The 14,361-nt window shown below is 65.1% G+C and carries 19 protein-coding genes, 23 tRNA genes and 1 pseudogene; 7 read left to right on the top strand and 36 right to left on the bottom strand.

All coding sequences use genetic code 11. From position 1 onward, the window contains the following. Positions 1-370 precede the first annotated feature (370 nt). The 4 genes and pseudogenes from ACJH6I_RS27530 to ACJH6I_RS27515 all read right to left on the bottom strand — a co-directional run. Positions 371-985, bottom strand: coding sequence for a hypothetical protein (locus tag ACJH6I_RS27530; protein ID WP_406784867.1), 615 nt, complete (start codon positions 983-985; stop codon positions 371-373). A 35-nt stretch (positions 986-1,020) separates the two neighbouring features. After that, a complete protein-coding gene (locus ACJH6I_RS27525) occupies positions 1,021-1,386 on the bottom strand; it encodes a hypothetical protein (RefSeq protein ID WP_406784866.1) in 366 nt (121 codons plus the stop codon). A gap of 184 nt (positions 1,387-1,570) precedes the next feature. After that, on the bottom strand, positions 1,571-1,939 hold the full coding sequence (locus tag ACJH6I_RS27520; RefSeq protein WP_406784917.1) for a zinc ribbon domain-containing protein: 369 nt from the start codon (positions 1,937-1,939) through the stop codon (positions 1,571-1,573). A gap of 46 nt (positions 1,940-1,985) precedes the next feature. Next, positions 1,986-2,990 (bottom strand): annotated as a pseudogene (locus ACJH6I_RS27515) (RNA-guided endonuclease InsQ/TnpB family protein); the annotation flags it as partial. Between the two features lie 156 nt (positions 2,991-3,146). Between ACJH6I_RS27515 and ACJH6I_RS27510 the strand changes: the two are divergent. The 3 genes from ACJH6I_RS27510 to ACJH6I_RS27500 are packed head-to-tail and all read left to right on the top strand — an operon-like array spanning position 3,147 to position 4,210. After that, positions 3,147-3,395, top strand: a complete 249-nt coding sequence (locus ACJH6I_RS27510) for a hypothetical protein (RefSeq protein ID WP_406784865.1) — start codon at positions 3,147-3,149, stop codon at positions 3,393-3,395. 58 nt (positions 3,396-3,453) lie between these two features. Then, the gene (locus ACJH6I_RS27505; RefSeq protein ID WP_406784864.1) at positions 3,454-3,858 is read left to right on the top strand and encodes a hypothetical protein; all 405 of its coding nucleotides are present in this window, start codon (positions 3,454-3,456) and stop codon (positions 3,856-3,858) included. Beyond that, entirely contained in the window at positions 3,848-4,210 is a 363-nt protein-coding gene (locus tag ACJH6I_RS27500) for a helix-turn-helix domain-containing protein (RefSeq protein WP_406784863.1), read from the top strand. The genes ACJH6I_RS27505 and ACJH6I_RS27500 overlap by 11 nt, the downstream gene beginning before the upstream one ends. A 6-nt stretch (positions 4,211-4,216) precedes the next feature. On the opposite strand, the gene serB is transcribed toward ACJH6I_RS27500, so the two are convergent. The 8 genes from serB to ACJH6I_RS27460 form a co-directional block, all read right to left on the bottom strand. Further along, complete coding sequence (gene serB / locus ACJH6I_RS27495) at positions 4,217-4,945, bottom strand: phosphoserine phosphatase SerB (RefSeq protein WP_406784862.1); 729 nt, start codon at positions 4,943-4,945, stop codon at positions 4,217-4,219. A 120-nt stretch (positions 4,946-5,065) separates the two neighbouring features. Continuing rightward, positions 5,066-5,494, bottom strand: coding sequence for a hypothetical protein (locus tag ACJH6I_RS27490; protein ID WP_406784861.1), 429 nt, complete (start codon positions 5,492-5,494; stop codon positions 5,066-5,068). An 11-nt stretch (positions 5,495-5,505) separates the two neighbouring features. Further along, positions 5,506-5,979 carry a hypothetical protein gene (locus ACJH6I_RS27485; RefSeq protein WP_406784860.1) on the bottom strand — a complete coding sequence of 158 codons (474 nt, stop codon included), beginning with the start codon at positions 5,977-5,979 and terminating at the stop codon, positions 5,506-5,508. An 18-nt stretch (positions 5,980-5,997) separates the two neighbouring features. Then, positions 5,998-6,261, bottom strand: a complete 264-nt coding sequence (locus ACJH6I_RS27480) for a hypothetical protein (protein WP_406784859.1) — start codon at positions 6,259-6,261, stop codon at positions 5,998-6,000. Then, positions 6,258-6,491 carry a hypothetical protein gene (locus ACJH6I_RS27475; protein ID WP_406784858.1) on the bottom strand — a complete coding sequence of 78 codons (234 nt, stop codon included), beginning with the start codon at positions 6,489-6,491 and terminating at the stop codon, positions 6,258-6,260. Before ACJH6I_RS27475 ends, ACJH6I_RS27480 begins: the two co-directional genes overlap by 4 nt. 102 nt (positions 6,492-6,593) lie before the next feature. After that, positions 6,594-6,989, bottom strand: a complete 396-nt coding sequence (locus tag ACJH6I_RS27470) for a hypothetical protein (protein WP_406784857.1) — start codon at positions 6,987-6,989, stop codon at positions 6,594-6,596. Next, positions 6,986-7,279: a type II toxin-antitoxin system Phd/YefM family antitoxin gene (locus tag ACJH6I_RS27465; protein ID WP_406784856.1), complete on the bottom strand. Its 294-nt coding sequence runs from the start codon at positions 7,277-7,279 to the stop codon at positions 6,986-6,988. Before ACJH6I_RS27465 ends, ACJH6I_RS27470 begins: the two co-directional genes overlap by 4 nt. Before the next feature lie 133 nt (positions 7,280-7,412). Beyond that, positions 7,413-8,597 (bottom strand): RNA-guided endonuclease InsQ/TnpB family protein, encoded by a 1,185-nt coding sequence (locus ACJH6I_RS27460; protein ID WP_406784855.1) that lies wholly within the window; start codon positions 8,595-8,597, stop codon positions 7,413-7,415. A 98-nt stretch (positions 8,598-8,695) separates the two neighbouring features. On the opposite strand from ACJH6I_RS27460, the gene ACJH6I_RS27455 reads away from it, so the two are divergent. The 3 genes from ACJH6I_RS27455 to ACJH6I_RS27445 all read left to right on the top strand — a co-directional run bounded on the left by ACJH6I_RS27455 (position 8,696) and on the right by ACJH6I_RS27445 (position 10,138). Beyond that, a complete protein-coding gene (locus tag ACJH6I_RS27455; protein ID WP_406784854.1) occupies positions 8,696-8,857 on the top strand; it encodes a hypothetical protein in 162 nt (53 codons plus the stop codon). 15 nt (positions 8,858-8,872) lie between these two features. Then, positions 8,873-9,292 (top strand): hypothetical protein, encoded by a 420-nt coding sequence (locus ACJH6I_RS27450; RefSeq protein ID WP_406784853.1) that lies wholly within the window; start codon positions 8,873-8,875, stop codon positions 9,290-9,292. Positions 9,293-9,559: 267 nt separating this feature from the next. Next, positions 9,560-10,138, top strand: a complete 579-nt coding sequence (locus tag ACJH6I_RS27445; protein WP_406784852.1) for a helix-turn-helix domain-containing protein — start codon at positions 9,560-9,562, stop codon at positions 10,136-10,138. A 16-nt stretch (positions 10,139-10,154) separates the two neighbouring features. On the opposite strand, the gene ACJH6I_RS27440 is transcribed toward ACJH6I_RS27445, so the two are convergent. From ACJH6I_RS27440 to ACJH6I_RS27385, 12 genes are all read right to left on the bottom strand, one after another. Further along, a tRNA-Arg gene (locus ACJH6I_RS27440) sits at positions 10,155-10,230 on the bottom strand. Between the two features lie 119 nt (positions 10,231-10,349). Then, positions 10,350-10,423, bottom strand: a tRNA-Thr gene (locus tag ACJH6I_RS27435). A 14-nt stretch (positions 10,424-10,437) separates the two neighbouring features. Then, positions 10,438-10,512 (bottom strand) — tRNA-Arg (locus ACJH6I_RS27430). A gap of 15 nt (positions 10,513-10,527) precedes the next feature. Further along, positions 10,528-10,600 (bottom strand) — tRNA-Arg (locus ACJH6I_RS27425). 11 nt (positions 10,601-10,611) lie between these two features. Further along, positions 10,612-10,687 (bottom strand) — tRNA-His (locus ACJH6I_RS27420). Positions 10,688-10,689: 2 nt separating this feature from the next. Next, a tRNA-Ser gene (locus tag ACJH6I_RS27415) sits at positions 10,690-10,777 on the bottom strand. A 12-nt stretch (positions 10,778-10,789) separates the two neighbouring features. Further along, positions 10,790-10,864 (bottom strand) — tRNA-Ala (locus tag ACJH6I_RS27410). Between the two features lies 1 nt (position 10,865). Continuing rightward, a tRNA-Asp gene (locus ACJH6I_RS27405) sits at positions 10,866-10,941 on the bottom strand. A 5-nt stretch (positions 10,942-10,946) separates the two neighbouring features. Further along, positions 10,947-11,023 (bottom strand) — tRNA-Ile (locus tag ACJH6I_RS27400). A gap of 4 nt (positions 11,024-11,027) precedes the next feature. Further along, a tRNA-Glu gene (locus ACJH6I_RS27395) sits at positions 11,028-11,099 on the bottom strand. A 9-nt stretch (positions 11,100-11,108) separates the two neighbouring features. Continuing rightward, positions 11,109-11,184: transfer RNA gene (locus ACJH6I_RS27390), tRNA-Phe, on the bottom strand. A 7-nt stretch (positions 11,185-11,191) separates the two neighbouring features. Further along, positions 11,192-11,263 (bottom strand) — tRNA-Glu (locus ACJH6I_RS27385). A gap of 70 nt (positions 11,264-11,333) precedes the next feature. Between ACJH6I_RS27385 and ACJH6I_RS27380 the strand changes: the two genes are divergently transcribed. Continuing rightward, a protein-coding gene (locus ACJH6I_RS27380; RefSeq protein WP_406784851.1) for an IS3 family transposase occupies positions 11,334-12,565 on the top strand; the annotation gives its coding sequence in 2 pieces (ribosomal slippage) (positions 11,334-11,586 and positions 11,586-12,565; 1,233 coding nt in all). Positions 12,566-12,599: 34 nt separating this feature from the next. Here ACJH6I_RS27380 and ACJH6I_RS27375 read toward each other — a convergent pair. The 12 genes from ACJH6I_RS27375 to ACJH6I_RS27320 form a co-directional block, all read right to left on the bottom strand. Continuing rightward, positions 12,600-12,674 (bottom strand) — tRNA-Gln (locus ACJH6I_RS27375). An 8-nt stretch (positions 12,675-12,682) separates the two neighbouring features. Further along, positions 12,683-12,754 (bottom strand) — tRNA-Gln (locus tag ACJH6I_RS27370). 1 nt (position 12,755) lies between these two features. Continuing rightward, positions 12,756-12,842 (bottom strand) — tRNA-Tyr (locus ACJH6I_RS27365). A 1-nt stretch (position 12,843) separates the two neighbouring features. Continuing rightward, a tRNA-Asn gene (locus ACJH6I_RS27360) sits at positions 12,844-12,919 on the bottom strand. Positions 12,920-12,985: 66 nt separating this feature from the next. Continuing rightward, on the bottom strand, positions 12,986-13,480 hold the full coding sequence (locus tag ACJH6I_RS27355; protein ID WP_406784850.1) for an HNH endonuclease: 495 nt from the start codon (positions 13,478-13,480) through the stop codon (positions 12,986-12,988). A gap of 40 nt (positions 13,481-13,520) precedes the next feature. Next, positions 13,521-13,599: transfer RNA gene (locus ACJH6I_RS27350), tRNA-Met, on the bottom strand. 13 nt (positions 13,600-13,612) lie between these two features. Beyond that, a tRNA-Val gene (locus ACJH6I_RS27345) sits at positions 13,613-13,684 on the bottom strand. Between the two features lie 9 nt (positions 13,685-13,693). Further along, positions 13,694-13,767, bottom strand: a tRNA-Pro gene (locus tag ACJH6I_RS27340). A 130-nt stretch (positions 13,768-13,897) separates the two neighbouring features. Continuing rightward, a tRNA-Trp gene (locus ACJH6I_RS27335) sits at positions 13,898-13,973 on the bottom strand. 1 nt (position 13,974) lies between these two features. Further along, positions 13,975-14,048: transfer RNA gene (locus ACJH6I_RS27330), tRNA-Cys, on the bottom strand. 5 nt (positions 14,049-14,053) lie between these two features. Further along, positions 14,054-14,126, bottom strand: a tRNA-Gly gene (locus tag ACJH6I_RS27325). Positions 14,127-14,143: 17 nt separating this feature from the next. After that, positions 14,144-14,215: transfer RNA gene (locus tag ACJH6I_RS27320), tRNA-Lys, on the bottom strand. Positions 14,216-14,361 lie beyond the last annotated feature (146 nt).

The following is a 14,361-nucleotide window of genomic DNA, read 5'->3' as shown; positions in this document are numbered from 1 at the left end:
GTCATCCCCTGCGGGATCACTCCCTGTGCCTCTGACGCCGCGGAGATCAAGCGAGATGCATCTTCCCTCGGACCGCAGGTCTGGCGGTCAGCCTGCTCGGCAGACAGCGGAACTGGTGGCGCCGGAGTCGGGGCCGCGACAGTGACCGTCGTCGGTGCAGGTAGCCCCTGCACCGTGGTGTCCCGAGCCTGTGTCGTAATCGCGAATGCCGCTACGGCGGAGACAACCGCGCCGACGATTGCAGCACCGACGAGCACTGGCCACCGCCGACTACCGCCAGCCGGAGGGCCGGGCGGCAGCGGCGGATACCCCGGCATCTGAGGCGGCGGTGGCGGCGGGAATGCCGTATCCACACCAAAAGTGTTGTGAGTCATCGGCACAGCCAGTCCATCGCCTTTTGGCTCGCCTGATACACCGAAACCGCACGCCCGTTCTCGGGTGCGAACGCTTTGTACGACTCACTCAGCGTGCGCAAGGACCCTACGGTGGTCTGTGCAACCCCGGCCAGCATCGGGCTGGTGCCAGGAGCAATCTGCGACTCCAAGGAATTCGCAGCCTGGCCGTAGATCTCGCTGGCCCGCATTACGCCGGCCTTCCACGTCGGGTTGGTCTGTACCTCAGGGCTGGTGATCGTCATGCCCTGCGGGATGACGCTCTGGGCGACCGCAGCCGCAGTGAACATCGTGTCGGTGGTGCCCCAGGCGTGGCAGGTCTGCGCGTCAGCCTGAGCTGCCGGCAGCGGCGCCGGGGGTGCCGGCGGGGCGGCCGTCACCGTCACGGTCTCCACTGCGGGGGCCGCGTTCTTCGGGTTCGCCGGGGAGGTGACCGACAGGGTGATGGCGGTGGTGATGACTCCGGCGACGAGCGCGCCGGCACCCGCGGCCGCGGCGGCAGCGGGCCACAGCCGGCGCTTGGTGGGTGCCGGGTACGGCGGGTACTGCTGCGGGGGCCACGTCGGGTAGGCCGGTGGCGGCGCGATCGACATGTGCTCTCCTCAGGTCCTGTCGGGTGTGGTCGACGCTAGGTCGTGAAAACCTTCGTGGTGTCGTGCGGGCCGATCGTCGGGTGGACACCCGGCATCGGGAACTGCGCGGAGCGCTGGATATCGGCGGCGCCCTGGACGTCCTGCTGCTGCAGGGCCGGCGGGCCCGCGGTCAGCCGCTCGGACTGGCGGGTCGCCCACGTGATGTCGTTGGTGTCGACCTTGGTGCCGAGGGCTTCGGAGCTGGTGGAGACCAGGACCAGGGCGGCGTCGAGCTGCGAGACGGCGGTAGGCGGTGGAGGCGGGATCGGCTTTGGCGCGCTAGCAGCCAGCGTCGCCGAGGCCTTGCCGGCCGCGGCGTGCAGTACGTCAGTCTCGATGTCCAGTTTCGATTTCGCCCCCATGCTGCCATTGTCCCAGGAACCTCGGACATTGACCACTGGTTACCGGGATAAATGACGCTCTCGGTGATACAGAACCGAGTAGCTGCCGACTCACCTGCGGGCGCGTGCGGCGCGCCACCCGCCAGCTCTGCGTGCCCCGGAGGAGCTTCACTAGCGACTCGCCTGTGCGCGCGTGGGGCGCGCACTAGCTGACCAGCGGCAATGCGTGCTGATCGGCGTGTTTTAGGTGACCAGTCGATTGCTCGGCTGGGGTGGCCACACCAGTTTCTTGGCGTGGTCTTCCCGTTTCATCGGCACCTCGGCGGCGTCCCACAGATGTGGGGGCTGCCTCGGTGCCTCGACGGGCGTTTTGCGTCTCCCCGGTGTCGGAGGCGACGGCAACCGCATGGGCGGCGATGTTCACCGCTGCGTGCACGTCTCGGTCGATCGGGCCGTAGCCGCACGTTAGGCAGGTGAACACGCGCTGTTTGAGCGGGAGCTTGGTTCTCGCTCCGCATTGGCAGCACGTCTGGCTGGAGGGGAACCACCGGTCGCACTGCGAGGGTGGAGCCATACCAGTGGGTCTTGTAGGTGAGCTGGCGGCGCAACTCGCCGGGTGAGGCGTCGAGGATGGCGCGGCTAAGTCCGGCTTTGGCGCGCACGTTGGTACCGGGGTTGTCGACGGTGCCGCGTGCGGAGCGGGTCATGCCGGCGACGTTGAGGTCCTCGATAGCGACGGTGGCCCAGCGTGTGGCGAGCTGTTTGGTGAGGGTGTGCAGCGTGGTGGCGCGGCGCTGGGCGATTTCGTGATGGCGGCGGCCGACGCGGGCGGCAGCTCGCCGGCGCCGGCCAGAGCCTTTCTCGGTGCGGGACAGTGCGCGCTGGGCCTTGGTGAGTCGTTTGTGGCCGGCCGCCAGGTGGCGGGGGTTGTCGATGACCTCGCCGGTGGATAGGGCGGCGAGGTGATGCACGCCCACGTCGACGCCGACGGTGCCGGCCTGGCGCTGACGCTTGGTCGGGAAGGCGGGGGTGGCGGGTGCTTTGGTGAGGATGCTGGCGTACCAGCGATGTCCGCCGCGGCTGATGGTGACGGACTGGATGACGACGCCACGGTCGAGGGCGCGTTTGAGGCGTTTGGTGGAGTCGTGGACCCGCAGTGATCCGAGGCGGGGCACGGTGATTCGCCGGTACCCGTCGTCAGGGCGAATGGTTGGGTTGTTGACGTCGTGGTGGATGCGGAACGAATCGCGGGAGCGGTGTTTGGATTTGAAGCGCGGTGCGCCGAGCTTGCGGCCGGCGCGGCCACCGGTGAGTGACGCCAGCCAGTTCTTCCACGCGTTGTCAGCGTCGATCATGGCCGATTGGAAGGCGTAGGTGGAGACAGTGTGCCACCACGGGCACTCTCCTTCGACGCCGGACCGGTCGTCACCCTTGGTGGCGTTCAACGCTTTCTGGATCGCCGGTTTCGTCGGGACCTTCGGGGCCTGGGCCGCAGCGGTTTTCGGGTCCACACCCTGCTCCACCAACCCCGCGATCACCGCTTTGCGTTCGTCGAGTGCCGCGAACTTAGCGGCGAGCGCGTGGTTGTAGGCCCAGCGGGCGGCGCCGGCGTGCTGACGCAACATCGTGAGTTGGGCAGGGGTGACGTCGAGCGCGAACCGGTACGCGCGGAGCTCGACGTCAGTGGTCATGGTGTGGACCCTAAACGCTGGGTGCGACACGATGGCTTATCCCAAGGTGGAGCAGTCGCAGGGGCGACCCGGGAGGAAGGTTGAGCCGTAGTGCTTTCGTGGTGGCTTGAGGGTTTTGATCGCACGACGGAGCGGCTTGTGCAGGAGACACATCTGCCCCGTCTAACGGTGGCCGCGATTCGCGCAATTCTCAACGTCGATGACGCTATTCCTGTTGAACCCTTTGATTTCGATATTCCGAACCTCGAAGCAGCGCGAGCTCTAGCGGCGTACGCAGATGCGCCCGTGGCGATCGATGAAGCGCTGATCTATCAGCTGGGTTGCTACGAAGTCCCATGAAGTCTCCGCTCCCCGATATGGCGTTGACACCATATGGTTTGAGCGCCATACTTGCTAGGTGGATGTTGACGGACCAGAGGAGTTCTTCAACTGGCTGGACCGCACCGAAGCCAAGGCCAAGGCGGGTGACGAGCACTCCAGGCGCCTGCTTGCCCGCGCCGCGGACGCGCTGAACCAACTTCGCGGGCTAGAGAAGCCGCCGGTGGAGGACAAGCCCGATCTCAAGCGGGTTCGGCAGTCGAAGGAGTACCTGGTGTGGCGCACCGCGCACCCGTTCGATCCCGAGATCGCGTTCCGCCTGATCTGCTGGTTCCCACCGGGTGGTTCGACGGTGGTCGTCGCGCTATTCGCAGCCGACAAAGCCCGAATGGGTGATGTGTTTTACAACAGTGTCGGGTCTCGTGCTGATGTGGCAATTCGACGGTGGCTCAATGAAACTCAGGAGGATGACCATGAGCGATAAGACGTTCCGGAGGATGAATGACCGGATCGACGAGCTGGTTGAGAGTCCGCTGATCGCGGACGATGTTCGCCGCTTCGCGCAGGAGCGCGAACGCGTCAACCAGGTCTATGCGCGGGGGTTGGCCGATATCCGCAAGGCCGGGAATCTGACGCAGCAGCAGTTGGCGGCCGCGTTGAGCACGGACCAGGGGACGGTGTCGCGGATTGAGCGGCGCCAGGACTTGTTGCTGTCGACGTTGCGGGAGTACCTCGCGGCGACTGGCGCAGAGCATTCGCGGATTGTCGTCGAGCGCGATGGTGTTGAAATCAGCCTCGATCTGGATGCTTTCGTGAGCGAGGGCAGCGCCTCGTAACAACGCTCAGGATGATGCCGCGAACGCGTGCGCGTGCGTGTGGGTGAGGCCCATCGCGAACAGGATGGCGTCGAGGTCTGGCGACGATACGGTGGCGTCTGCGACAGCCTGGAGAGCGGGTTTGGCGTTGAATGCGATGCCCAGCCCGGCGGTGGTGAGCATGTCGATGTCGTTGGCGCCGTCGCCGACCGCGACGGTTTGGGTGATGGGTACGCCGGCTTGTGCGGCGAACTCGAGCAGTGCTGTCGCTTTGGCGGCCCGGTCGATGATGGGGCCGGTGACTCTGCCGGTGAGCTTGCCGTCGACGATTTCGAGGTTGTTGGCCTGCACGTAGTCGAGTTCGAGTTCGCGGGTGAGGTTTTCGATGACTTGGGTGAAGCCGCCGGTGACGACGCCGCAGTGGTAGCCGTGCCGGCGCAGGGTTCGGATGGTGGTGCGAGCGCCCGGTGTCAGTTGCAGGGTGTCGGCGACGTCGTTCAGTGCGCGGGCGTCGAGTCCGGCGAGGGTAGCGACGCGCTGCGTGAGCGATTGGGTGAAGTCGATGTCGCCGCGCATTGCGGCGTCGGTGATGCTCCGGACGGTGGTTTCGGTGCCGGCTTTGGCGGCGAGCATGTCGATGACTTCGCCTTGGACGAGTGTGGAGTCGACGTCGAACATGACCACGCCGGTGGGTGTGGTGGCGGTGTTCGTTGCTGCGGTGGCGTCCACCGTAGGTCTCCTGACTCGCGGGTTCATTTCTAGGGTGCGGTGGCTGTCCACCGAATTTTGTTGCAGGTCTGAGGTTATGGCAGAGGTCGGACACGATGGCCAATCACTGCGGGCGCAGGCACGACGCCGGCGTGAAAAGGTGAAGCGTCAGGATTGCGTGTTCTCGGGGTGCTCGGCGAGGTAGTCGGCCATCGTGTACGACTTGCCGGCGGCGCGGCGGCGCTCGGCTTCCTCGAATGCCTTCTGGGTTTCTGCGTGTCCCGCGTGAATGCGCAGGTGTAGGAACAACTCTCGGTCCAAGGCGTAGACGCCGGGAATCGGGTGTGTGAGGTGTCGAATGAGCAGATCGTGGGGTGGTTCGGCGTCAGGTTCGCCGGCGTCGAGGCGGCGGAGCGCCTCCGTGGAGATCGCGTCCGCGGCGGCCTGTTCGCTGTCGGCAGTCACATGCCAGTGGACGCCGGGGTATTGGGCACGCCATGTGTGGTCGTCGGTCTCGGTGATGAGCGGTCGGATGTGGGTGGCGTACTGCTCGTACAGGGCCGTGAGCTCAGCGTCGGTGTCGTCGGGGTTGGACATGGTGGACTCCGTTAGTCGGGGAAATCGGGCCAGTAACCGGAGAGGTCGGCGGGGCTGAGCCAGTGGTAAACCATGCCGCCAGGCAGGAATTCTGAGCAGCGGAAGCCGCCGAGCATGGGTTTACAGATGACGCGGCCGACCGGCAGCGGGGGCAGCTTGCCTTCGGTGTAGTCGAGGAGGTCAGCCGGCGCGACGTAGGTCTTCGCCGCGTCGCGGTCCTGGTTGCGGTAGGCGGCGGCGTGCTCGGTGAAGCGTTGGCTGTGCTGGCCGAATTGAGCGGATTTGGCGTCGAGGGCGGCTTGTTGGCGGGCCAGGTTGGTGACGATGCCGACGGCGACGGGATAGCCCATTGGGCCGTGGGTGGCGCTGATGCGCTGGACCTCGACGGCGGCCTGGGGGCTGATGGTGGCGGCGCGGGCGTGCAGCTCGGCGTAGTCGGCGGCGACGCGGAGGAGGTCGGCAGGGTTGACGTTCAGCTGGCCCATGGCATGTGTCCTGGTGGTTCAGGGGTGTGGGAAGACGGCTTCGATGCGGGGGCCTTCGGTGGACCAGAAGACCTTGTACGGGGGGTGTCCGATGACGGGCAGCCGCATTCGGATGCCGTCGGTCGTGGTGATGGCGGTCGACAGGGCCTGTGCCTGCGAGGGTAGCCGGAAGATGAGCTCGATGGTGTCCAGGATGGCGTTGTACAGCGCACTGTCGGAGCCGCGTTCGAGTTCGTCGAGCTGGGCATCGGCGACCGCGGAGTAGTCGCCCTCGGCGCTCACGTTCGGCGGACTCGTGTCCGGCGGACGGTCGGTGATGCTGTCGCGCGGGCGAGAAGGTCGCGCAACTCAGGGTCGGTGTCGTATTCGTGCTGGGCTTCGGTGACGATGCGGGCTGGCTGCAGAAGCAGGCTGCCGTCGGGGTTTTCGCGCAAGACGAAGCGTTCGTTGGGGCGGCCTGGAAGGACGGCGCGGCTGCGGGCGTCGGTTTCCACGAGGTTGAGATCGGACATAAATCCACCGTAGCCCATTTTCCCACAATGGGCATTGGGTGGGGGTTTGCTTGCGTGCCATGGCCTTTCTTTAGGCGATGCTTGTGTGCCGCTTCATGTGTCTCACAGGGTGATGACGTTGAGCAGGGGCTGTAGGCCGTCGAAGTCGGTGGTGTTGCGTGTGGCGAGGGCCGCTCCGTCGCCGATGGCGATCGCGGCGATCATGAGGTCGACGCGGCGCTTGCCGCCGGGGGTTCGGCCGGCGGCAGCAACGACGCTGCAGAGCTCGCGGTAGATGTCGGCTTCGCGTTGGGTGAACGGCAGTCCGTCGCCGTAGTGCGATCGGTGCTGGATGAGCTCGATGGCGGCGTCCGCGGCGATGGCGGGGTCGGAATGTGCTGTGCCTTCGCTGAATTCGGCGAACGCGATCGCGGAGACGAGGAATTCGTGATCGCCGCCGGGTAGGAGCTCCCAGCGTGGCGTTTGGATCAGCAGGTTGGTGTCGAGGTGGATTCTCACCGGTCGAGGTCCCCGATGCGGCCGGCGGCGTCGCGGCCGCGCTCGACCATCTCCAGCATGGCCTCCTGATAGCCCGGTGACGTGGGCCGGGCGTAGAGGCCGGCCTGCTTGATTTGAGCGAGGGTGATGCCGCGGCGGCGTTCGGCCGGCGGTGTTGCGGGCTGTTTGGTGATGACGACGCCGGTGTCTTTCCCGCGGACGGTGACGTGGAATTCCTGGCCGGCTTCGGCGGCGCTGATGATGTCTGCGGTGTTGGTGCGCAGCTCGCGGATGCCGACGGATTCGCTCATCCACCCAATGTATCACTTATGTGTCACATCAGTGATACATTCGGTGTGTACCTGGACACAGCACACAGCACACGGCGGCTTTGACGTCCTCTCCTGGCTGAAGGCCGGGAGATTCCAACCCAACATCCACTACCTATGCAGCAGGAGAATCGAGTTGAGGTTCACGGTTCACAGACCGGCTGTTGCCGAGGTCTCCCCGTGCGGTCACCGCCCGTCCGGCGGCGATATTGCGTGCAGCGTTCACGTCGGCGTTGCACGGGCCCGCCGTGCAGGCCACGCACGCGAAAACCGCTTGGCTCTTGCGGTTCTCGGATGCGATATGCCCGCACGCGGAGCATCGTTGCGACGTGTACGCGGCAGGGACCTGCTCAACCCGGCCAAATCCTTTGTGCTGCAGCCTGGCCGCCAGCAGGCCCCAGCCGCTGCGGCTGATCGACCGGTTCAACCCACGCTTCTGCGCAACATTGCTTCCCGGCCGGTCGACCGTTCCTTTGGCGCTGCGGGTCATGGCCCGCACGTCGAGGGCCTCGATCCGGATCGTCTCGAAGCGGCGGGCGATAGTGGTGCTGGCCTTTTCCACCCAATCTTTGCGACGGTCAGTCTCGCGGGCCCGCAGCCTAGCGATCGCCAGCTTCGTTCTCGCGCGCCGGTTCGAGCCCCGTTGCGCGCGGGCAAGCCTGCGTTGCAACACTTTCAACCGCATGGCCTCACCACCGGTCAAGCCCGGAGCATGCAGGAGCTCGCCGGTGGACAGGGCCGCCGACACGGCCACACCCCGATCGATACCGACCACGCTGCCGTCTTGTGGGCCGGTGATCGGGTCGGGCACGTGGGCGAACGCGATGTGCCAGCGGCCGGCCCGATCCCGGGTGATCCGGTAGGACTTCACCCCCTCGGGGACCGGGCGGCTCAGCCGGAACCGCACCCAACCAACCTTGGGCACCTGGACCTGCCCGTAGCGGCGGTTGAGCCGCACAACATGATGCGGTCTGACCGCCACCTGCCGGAATCCCTCATGCACACCGGCTTTGCGCCACGTCGGGCGCCGGTGAGTACCTGCAAAGAAGTTCCGCATCGCCTGAGCGAAATCCCGCAGCGCTTGCTGTTGCACGGTCTGCGACCCGGCCGCCAACCACGCGAAGGCGGCGCGAGCCTCGGTCAGCTGCGCAGCTTGTTCGTTGTAGCCAGGCGCTTTGCGGCCCGGCCGCCAATACCCCTGTTGCTCCACCGCCAGATTCCACACGAACCGGGCCTGCCGACAATGCTCGGCCAACGCCACCACCTGCTCAGCAGTGGGCAACAACCGGTAACGCGACACTCCCGAACGATAACCACACCCACCGACACGTCATTGAAAGGAGAGGTGGCGTTTCCTCCCGCAGCTAAAGCAGCGGGATTCCACGCCACAACAATCCGATGAACACACCGCCGGACTGCATCAACTTCCTGTCCGATGAGGAGATGACAACTCGTCTGATGGCCGAGGCCGCCGAGGCCGATCGCAAGACCATCCACGCCTGGCCGAGCGGGGCGACCAACCAGGCGGCGGCGTACATCGACGAACACCGCCCGTACTGACAGGGAGCACGCCAGGTGGCCGATCGCGAGGCACTGCCGGCCGCGCTCACGTGGCACCCGTCCGACCCGCTGACGGTGGTGATCGCTGAGGCTGATGTCGCCGAGCTCGCCGAGAAACTCGTCAGTGACCAGTGGTGGCGTGTCGATAATCTCCTGTCAGTGAACGGGATTCGCGTGAGCATGCGGGCGGATCAGTTCTGGAATGCACATCCGTTGGAGGCTCGCCCGGGCCCGGGCGAGGGAACAGCGTGGGTGGGACTTCACTTCCCCGGTTACATCTTGACCTGCAGCTTGCGGCGGGATGCTGCGCGTGACGTCGCTGCTGGGCTGACCGGGGAGTCCCCGGTCCGGGTGCCGGTGTTGTTCAGCTGCGAGCCGGATGACCAGGCCTGGCCGGACCCGGTGGTCGTGTACTTCAAGGCGCGCGGACGCTAGCCACCACCAGTCAGCTGGCCAGCGCAATGGACGGGTGCGCTATTCCAGTGGGATCGAGGTGCTCGGTCAACGAATCGCCGGGCTCGCTGCCATGGATGACTCCGCGCAGTCGGTCGCGGCTCGATGAGCGGGTTGACCGATAGGCGACTGGCGTCGGAGCCTGATGAGAATCGCGTCTTGCCCAGTGTCGTAATTTACGACATGATCGATGTGATGCGGGAACAGGCATGAGGCCACATCCCGCCCCTTGGAGGGAGAGTCATACGCATGGGTGCAATGACCGCAGCCGAAGTCCGAGCGATCCGAGAGGGGCTAGGCGTGACGGCCGAATGGCTGGCCGACTACGTCGATGTCCAAACCCGAACTGTGCAACGGTGGGAGTCCGGGCAGAACGAGATCAAGCCGTTCGCTGCCGAGGCAATTGCGATGCTCGAGGCGGATGCCCAGCGGCAAGTCGAAGCCCATGTAGAGGCGATGAGAGCCTTCCCGCCGAGCGGGTCGCCGGTGATGGTGATCGAGGACACCGGTCAGAGTGGCGATTGGCCGGCCGGTTGGCAGCGCATGATTGCGTTCCGTGTCCGTCAGCAGATTCCCACGCTACGGATCGTTGACACGAACAGCTATGACGGCCCTGCGTCTGAAGTTGTTCCGCTGAATGCGACGCAGCTGCGTCAGATCGGCGAGGCCTTGATCGACGCGAGTGACTTGCTGGCACGTAAATCGCTGGACGTGGAGTCGGCCGACGAAGAGGTCGCCGACCAGATCCGGCGCGAAGGCTTAGCTATTGGCCGGCGCGCCATCAACTACACCGAGGCTGCGTGGAAGGCGGACGGATGGGGCGCGTAGCGGTACTGCCGAATTGAGCCTCCGGCGGGACTCGAACCCGCACCGGTCGCGAGGTAGAAGCTCGCCGCTCTGTCCGTTTGAGCTACGGAGGCGGTGGAAGGTGGCGGAGGACAATGGAATTGAACCATCAGGCTGTTAGACCTGGCACGGGTTTCGAAGCCGCTTTGCACGCCGTGGCGCTGCCCTCCCTGACAGTGGTGGCATGTTGGGGAGCCGAATGCAGGACTCGAACCCGCACAATTCCTATTTACGAGATAGGCGCTCTGCCTGTTGAGCTAATCCGGCAGTGGTGAATCATGTGGTACCCCTGGAGAGAATCGAACTCCCATCCTCAGCTTCGTAAACTGGCGCTCTTTCCGTTGAGCTACAGGGGCATTCGGCGTTGGTTGTGCCCTTGGCAGGATTCGAACCTGCACCTTCTGGTTCCGGAAACCAGTGCTCTATCCGTTGCGCTACAAGGGCGTTGACACGGTTGGGGTGACGGGCGGGGTTTGAACCCGCAACGGCCGGGATCACAGCCCGGTGCTCTGCCATTTGAGCTACCGCCACAGCGGAAGTGAGGGGGCTCGAACCCCTAAGCGCGGTGGTGCCGCGCCGACGGCTTAGCAAGCCGCTGCATTACCGTTCTGCCACACTTCCCGATCGTTGGCTTGGTGGAGTACCGAGGACTTGAACCCCGCCATCCTGCGTGCAAGGCAGGCGCTCTGCCAGATGAGCTAGTACCCCGTGGCGACCCTGACGGGGCTTGAACCCGCGACCTCCACCGTGACAAGGTGGCGAGCTTCCGACTGCTCTACAGGGCCAAATGTGGTTGCCTGGAAGGGACTTGAACCCTCTACCTCCGCCTTATCAGAGCGGCGCTCTCACCAGGTGAGCTACCAGGCACGAGTGCCCCGTGCGGGACTCGAACCCGCTGCCCCGCTGTGAAAGAGCGGGAGACTAACCCATATCCGAACGGGGCGTAGGTGGTTGGTGCCGTTGGCACGGATCGAACGTGCTACCTCCCGGGCTTCACTCGGGTGCTCTCCCCTTTGAGCTACAACGGCGCGGGGGTGGTCCGTAGGAGGGTTGAACTCCTGCCGTCTGGTTGAGAACCAGGTGTGCTGCCGACTACACCAACGGACCGTGGGGTTGACCCCGTTTGGTGGACATCCTGAACGCTCGGCTGTGGCTGGGCAGGGAAGGATGGCACCTGATGGGTGCGAAGAGGAAGTCGTATACCCCGGCCTATCGGCGGGAGGCGGCGCATCTGGTGATCGATACCGGGCGCACGATCGCTGAGGTGGCCCGGGAGATCGGCGTGGGTGAACAGCTACTGGGCCGGTGGGTCGCGATCGAACGGGCGCAGATGACTGACCCGCCCACGGCGATCGATGCTGATGAGCGGGCCGAATTGGAGCGGCTACGTCGTGAGGTGGCCGAGTTGCGGATGGATCGGGAGTTCCTGAAAAAAGCCGCGGCCTTCTTCGCTGCGGAGAACTCGAACCCGCCGAGGCGTTCGAATTGATCCACGCGCAGAAGGCCACTGCAGGGATGCCGACCATCGCCCGGATGTGCACGTTGCTGGGGGTATCGCGGTCGGGCTACTACAAGTGGGTCACCGCGCTGCTGGCCCGCGCCGGCGGGCTGCTCAGTGGCCGGGCGGCGCGCCATGCCGATCTGGTGGTCAAGATCCGGGTCGCCCATGATGCCTGCGACCAGGTCAACGGTGCACCGCGGATCACTGCCGATCTACGGGCCGCCGGCGAAGTCGTTTCCCGCAAGACGGTCGCAAAATTGATGCGCCAGAATGGGATTCGCGGTATCAGTCCGCGACCGTGGACGCCGCCGACGACCATTAGCGGTGACGGGCCATGCACTGTTCCGGATCTGGTGGCACGCCGGTTCGATCGTGGCGAGCTAAACAAGGTATGGACTTCCGACATCACCTACCTGGCCACCGCAGAAGGCTGGCTGTACCTGTGTGCGGTCCGTGACGGCTGCTCACGCCGGGTCCTGGGATACGCGTTCTCTGACAGTCTGCACACCGATGTGGTCGAGCAGGCGTTGCGGCGGGCGGCGCTGTTCCGCACCCCTTCATTGGTCTCAGATGGGCCTGTCGAGGACCGGGTGATCTTTCATGCCGACCGTGGCTGCCAGTACACCTCGGCGCAGCTGGCCGGCGTCGCCACCGAGGTCGGGGTCCGGTTATCGGTCGGGCGCACCGGCATCTGCTACGACAACGCGCAACAGGAATCGTTCTGGTCAACCCTGAAAACCGAGTTTTACCAACGGTATACGTTTGACACCCGCCGCGAGGCGATCCTGGCGGTCAGCAACTGGATCGAGAACACCTACAACCGGTCACGTCGACACAGCAGCCTGGGCATGATCAGTCCGATAACCTTCGAGCGACAGCTCGCCACAACGGCCAACCAGGCCGCTTAACCGATGTCTACCAAACGGGGTGAACCCCAACCGGTGGTTGACCCGCCAGGATTCGAACCTGAACTAGCTGAACCAAAATCAGCGGTGCTGCCGGTTACACCACGGGTCAGTGTTGCGTTGCCCACCCAGGATTCGAACCTGAACTAGCTGAGCCAGAGTCAGCTGTGCTGCCGGTTACACCAGCGGGCATTGGTGCGTGCGGAGGGATTCGAACCCCCTGAGCCTGAGGGCAACTGGGTTACGGCCAGCCGCGACACTCCCGCGTCGCCGCGCACGCGTGGCTACCCCGGCAGGAGTCGAACCTGCAACCTACTCCTTAACGGGGAGCTGCTCTGCCAGTTGAGCTACGGGGCAATGGTGGGGTTGGGCGGGGCGGACGAGGTGATGAGGGTCGTCCGCCCCGCTGGCGGTGGGGTTGGTTCAGGCCATCGCGGGAACGCGGTAGCGGTCCCGCTCGCGGGGCTCGTAGGGCTCCCAGAGCAGCCGCATGCCGGCCTCGGCCGGGGTGCGGTTGTCCTTGTGGCCGTTGCACGGTCCGCAGGCGGCGACCAGGTTCAGCCAGGTGTTCTGGCCGCCCCGGGATTCGGGGAGCACGTGGTCGAGGGTGTCGCCGTAGCCGCCGCAGTAGGCGCAGGTGTAGCCGTCGCGCTGCAGTACTCCCTCGCGGGTGACTCGGTTGGTGGGCCGGTGCGGGACGTGGACGTATTCACGCAGGGCGACCGAGATGGGCAGCTCGATGCTGGTCGAGGGGCTGTGTATGTGTACGGCCGGGCTGTGGCGTTCGATCACGTAGACCGAGCCCCGCAGCAGCAGTCGGATGGCCTCCTGCCAGGTCACGTGGGTCAGCACGCGGTAGTCGGCGTTGTACACCGCGACGGTCTGCCGGCGGTGGTTGCGTTGGCGGAGCTGTCTCATGCCGCGTGCCTCCTCTCTGGTTGTTGTCGCGGACGAAATGTGGTTGCACGGGCAGGATTCGAACCTGCGACCTCTCGGGTTATGAGCCCGGCGGGCTGACCGAACTGCCCTACCGTGCAAGGTTTTTGGGCGTGCCCCTGGAGAGAATTGAACTCCCGGCATCCTGCTTGTAAGGCAGGCGCTCTCCCACTGAGCTACAGGGGCGAATGGTCGTCGGGAAGGCCGGATTTGAACCGACAACAACCCGCTCCCGAAGCGGGTGCTCTCCCAAGTTGAGCTACATCCCGTTTGGTCCTGCCTGACGCTGCGTGCCCGCTGTGCGCCCTGTCCACCCGCGGTTGGCGGGCGACTTGCTTGCGGTCCGGTGTGCACTCCGGAGTCGCTTGTGCAGGGTTTCGGCATCGCCGTCGCGATGCCTGGCACGGATGACAGGACTTGAACCTGCAGCCGGCGGTTTTGGAGACCGCTGCTCTACCAGTTGAGCTACATCCGTATGGAGCGGCCGGCGGGATTTGAACCCGCGTTGGCGGCTTTGCAGACCGCTGCCTAGCCTCTCGGCCACAGCCGCATCGGAGCCGTTGACGGGGCTCGAACCCGTTCTGTCAGTTTGGAAGACTGATGTGCAAACCTGTTACACCTCAACGGCATTGAAACATTTTTCGGTACGCCGTGAGGGTTTCGATCCCCCGTCCCCAGATTAAGAATCTGGTGCTATCCCAGCTCAGCTAACGGCGCATGGGTGGGTCGCCCGGGGCTCGAACCCGGAACTCATGGGTAAAAGCCAAGAGTGATACGCGATTTCACTGAACCGCCCCGAGTTTGATGCACACCGGTTTATTGGTGCGCAGCCTCTGATTGGGCTGTGCTCGTAGCGTAGTAGA

Origin of the sequence: Mycobacterium sp. SMC-13, assembly GCF_045311035.1 — a bacterium.
GTDB lineage: Bacteria > Actinomycetota > Actinomycetes > Mycobacteriales > Mycobacteriaceae > Mycobacterium.
This window is presented reverse-complemented; position numbering and strand designations above follow the sequence as displayed.